Origin of the sequence: Rhodococcus baikonurensis (genome assembly GCF_040489275.1) — a bacterium.
GTDB classification, from domain to species: Bacteria; Actinomycetota; Actinomycetes; order Mycobacteriales; family Mycobacteriaceae; genus Rhodococcus_F; species Rhodococcus_F baikonurensis.
Window position 1 is genome coordinate 1 of sequence record NZ_JBEUOQ010000027.1, and the last position, 3,689, is coordinate 3,689.

2 protein-coding genes and 1 pseudogene are annotated in these 3,689 nt (G+C 63.0%); all 3 read right to left on the reverse strand.

The genetic code is table 11. The annotated features are described in order from the left end of the window. Positions 1-134 precede the first annotated feature (134 nt). The 3 genes and pseudogenes from ABWI03_RS31695 to ABWI03_RS31705 all read right to left on the reverse strand — a co-directional run bounded on the left by ABWI03_RS31695 (position 135) and on the right by ABWI03_RS31705 (position 3,274). Positions 135-1,418, reverse strand: a complete 1,284-nt coding sequence (locus tag ABWI03_RS31695; protein ID WP_003945410.1) for an IS256 family transposase — start codon at positions 1,416-1,418, stop codon at positions 135-137. Positions 1,419-1,550: 132 nt separating this feature from the next. Next, positions 1,551-2,318: an 8-oxoguanine DNA glycosylase OGG fold protein gene (locus ABWI03_RS31700; RefSeq protein ID WP_211919425.1), complete on the reverse strand. Its 768-nt coding sequence runs from the start codon at positions 2,316-2,318 to the stop codon at positions 1,551-1,553. Between the two features lie 106 nt (positions 2,319-2,424). Next, positions 2,425-3,274, reverse strand: a pseudogene (locus ABWI03_RS31705) (NYN domain-containing protein). Between the last annotated feature and the right edge of the window lie 415 nt (positions 3,275-3,689).

A 3,689-nucleotide genomic window follows, 5' to 3' on the forward strand; every position in this document is an offset into this window, starting at 1 on the left:
TGGTCCCCGACGTACGGAAAGTGCGACAACAACACTGTCTCCCCTGCGATCCGGCGGCGAGCAAACAGCTGCACTGAATCGAACACTTCGTAGAAGGGTCTGTCCAGAAAACGGTGTAATTGATTGATTTCTAACTACTTTCGTCCGGCAGACAGCCGTCCGTCGAACGTTATCTCGAAGGCATTCAGTGCTGCCTTCCATCGGTTGGACCAGCGTTGGCGGGCGGTGCCTTTCGGGTCGAGGCTCATGATGGCCAGATACACGCATTTCAAGGCCGCGGCCTCGGTCGGAAAGTGTCCACGGGCCTTGATAGCCCTGCGGATTCGGGCGTTGACACTTTCGATGGCGTTGGTCGTGTAGATGACCTGCCGGATGGCGTTGTCGAATTGTAGGAACGGCACGAACTCAGCCCAGGCATTGGTCCAGAGCCTGATGATCGCGGGATAGCGTTTCTCCCATTTGTCACTGAACTCTGCGAATCGGTCGAGCGCGGCCTGCTCCGACGGCGCCGTGTAGACGGGTTTGAGGTCCTTGGCGATCTCGGACCAGTCCTTGCGGGAGGCATAGGCGTAGGTGTTACGGAGAAGATGGACCACACAAGTCTGCACGATGGTCTGTGGCCACACTTGCTCGATCGAGTCGGGTAGATGCTTGAGACCGTCGCACACGACGATCAGAACATCCTGCACACCACGGTTTTTCAGCTCGGACAACACCCGAAGCCAGTACTTCGCCCCTTCCCCGTCGCCGTGCTCACCGGCCCACAATCCGAGGATGTCGCGGGTGCCGTCGACAGTCACCCCCATCGCGACGTAGATCGGCCGGTTGGCGACGTTGCCCTCGCGAATCTTGACGTGGATGCAGTCGATGAACAGCACCGGGTACACAGGGTCCAACGGCCGGTTCTGCCACTCGGCCATGCCTTCCATCACCCGCTCGGTGATCGTCGAGATCGTCTGCTTGGACACATCGGCTCCGTACACCTCGGCCAGGTGTGCAGCGATCTCACCGGTCGTCAAACCCTTGGATGACAACGAGATCACCATGTCCTCCACGCCTGAGAGCCGACGCTGCCGCTTGGCCACGATCTTCGGTTCGAAGGAGGAATCCCGGTCACGGGGCACCTCGAGTTCGACCGGGCCGGCCTCGGTCAACACGTTCTTGGTGCGTCTACCGTTGCGGGAGTTGCCGCTGCCCCTGCCTGCCGGGTCGCTCTTGCCGTATCCGAGGTGGTCGTCCATCTCGCCTTCGAGCGCGGACTCCACGACTAGCTTGGTCAGCTTCGACAGCAATCCACCATCTCCGGTCAACTGCAGCCCTTCGGCTCGCGCCTGCTCGACCAGCTCTTTGAGCCGCGCATCGCTGATACCCGGCTGAGCCGAGTTCGTCTCTGTCTCACGATCAATCACATCAGTCATAGTGGCGTATCTCCTTTCAGAGTTACACCGTTGTTCTTACAGTCCCGATGAGATCGCGCCGCCCCCCGTTCGCCGGCTGAGACTGTTCGGGGAGGTGGGCCCGTCTTTTCCGGTGCCTCGACGGGTGTGGGTTCAGGTGTTGTTGCGGTGAGCGCGGCGCACCCGGTCGGCGTCGGTGATCTGTGTGCGCCAGTGGTGGGTGAGCCACATTTCGACGAGTTCGGCGGTGGTGTCGGCTTGTCGGGCCCAGTGGTGGAGCAGGTCGGTGTAGCGGGTGTAGCGGGCGACGGTGAACTGGGGGACCGAGGGGTTTTCCAGCCAGCCGTGCTGGAGCAGGGTCGACACGGATTGTTGATCGAGAAGTTGCGGTCGCCAGATGCTGTCGGGGTGGGTGGCCCAGCAGTACAACGAGAACAGTGACGGCCCGACGCCGGGGGTTTTCGGCCATCCGGACCATTGCCGGAACGGGCCGGCGTCGGTCAGCGCCGGGGATCGCTCGCACGCGGCGAACGCTTCGGTGATGACCCGGAACGGTTGATCCGGGGTGCTCGGGGTGCGGACGTCGACGAAGCGCCGTGCCCGGCCCCGGTGCGGGTGCGCGTAGAGCCACGCCGCGCACAGGTAGAGGGCGCTCAGATCCCGCCAACCGTCGACTTCGAGGGTGCCGCTCTCGCACTGAAGATCACTGCGGCTCAGATACGCTGTCCCGGTGTCTATCTGGTGTCCGTCGCGGTCGTGGCCGGCGATCCGCACCGGGATCCGGTGGCGATCGAGGCGGGTGTTCCACCAGTCGAGGTCGACGAGGGCCATGTCGTCGAGCACCGCAAGACCTTGATCGCGGGCGCTGCACCACCGAACGCAGTCGTCGGGAACGGTCAACGGTTCATCACGGGGGTCCATGGGAACATCGTGACAGTACCCACCGACAGTCCAGTGTGTTCGGAATCTGTTGCAGCACTGCATTTTTTCGCGCCGGTGCTCTGGTGTTCGTCGGGGTCGGTGTGTGTCAGCTTCGCGGCGTGGCGCAGGAGTGGTCGTACTTCGTCCAGAACCGTGCCCGCAACCGGTATCGGATCTTCTCGTCCAGGTCGTACTTCTGGGTGACGTCGCAGGCGTCCCGCAGAAGTGCGCGGTCGATGTCCGGTGGAATCGAGGGCCGCGCCGCCTGAAGTTCGAGTTGGTCCTCACCGGTCGCGCTTTCCTGAAACGCTGTGAGAACGCGGGAGACGACGTCGTCGATCAGTGGGCCGTGCTCGTCGTTGTCGTCACCGTACCCGTGCGGGTTGTGGGCGGGCGATCCCGTTGAAACACTGTACGCCAGAACCGATGTCGGTCGCGGCGTTGTCGGGGTGTGCTGAGGCCTCGCGAGGTCGAGGGGAGTGCGAGTGGGCGGGTGCGCCGCCGCTGCGGTCGTCGTCGACATCGACGGCCGGTGCGGGGGTCTCGGCGCCGGCCCGGGGTGGCGATCGACTTTGACCACTGCGGCATCGAGCGCCGCGCCGTCGATGTTGTCGAGGTCATCGGCCGCGGACCAGATGCCGGCTCACGCCGTGCGCTTTACCGTCGGCGGTCGGTACCGCGAGCAGCAGGACCTGCACTCCGTGCACCTGGGCCTCTTCGACTGCTTCGGCGAGGTCGTCGTCGCCGGAGACGAGGAAGAACACATCGGATGCCCTGTTGCGGGCATGGGCCACCAGGTCGAGGCCGATCCGAAGATCGACGCCCTTCTGCTCGCCGTTGACGCCGAACCGTCCGAGTCGGAGCTTCACTTTCGGGAGTTCGCCGATGCGTTCCTGCTGCGCGTCCGGGATCCCGTTGCGGGCAGAGTCGTACCAATACACCCGCAACATCGGCAGTTCGAGTAGAGCGCCGGCGAGCCTTTTCGATGTCCTTCTGGGATTCCTGGCCGAATATTGTTCTGAAATACCAAGGCACGTCGTTGTTTTCGCGCTGATTCCAGATTATGAGCTGGTTGTGGCAGGCGTTGCGTAGCGCGACTTCGAGGTAACCGAGGTCTTCGAACACTGCAGCGCTGATGCGACTGTTCCATTCGTAGAGATCCAGTGCACCTTCGATGTCGTCTCCGGCCGCGGCCTTGTACGGTGCGAGGCGTTCGGGAGTGAGCAGTGTATTCAGGCTCTGGATCAGGGCTGTGGAACGGTTGGGCATCTCACTGTCGTCTCCGGCCGCGGCCTTGTACGGTGCGAGGCGTTCGGGAGTGAGCAGTGTATTCAGGCTCTGGATCAGGGCTGTGGAACGGTTGGGCATCTC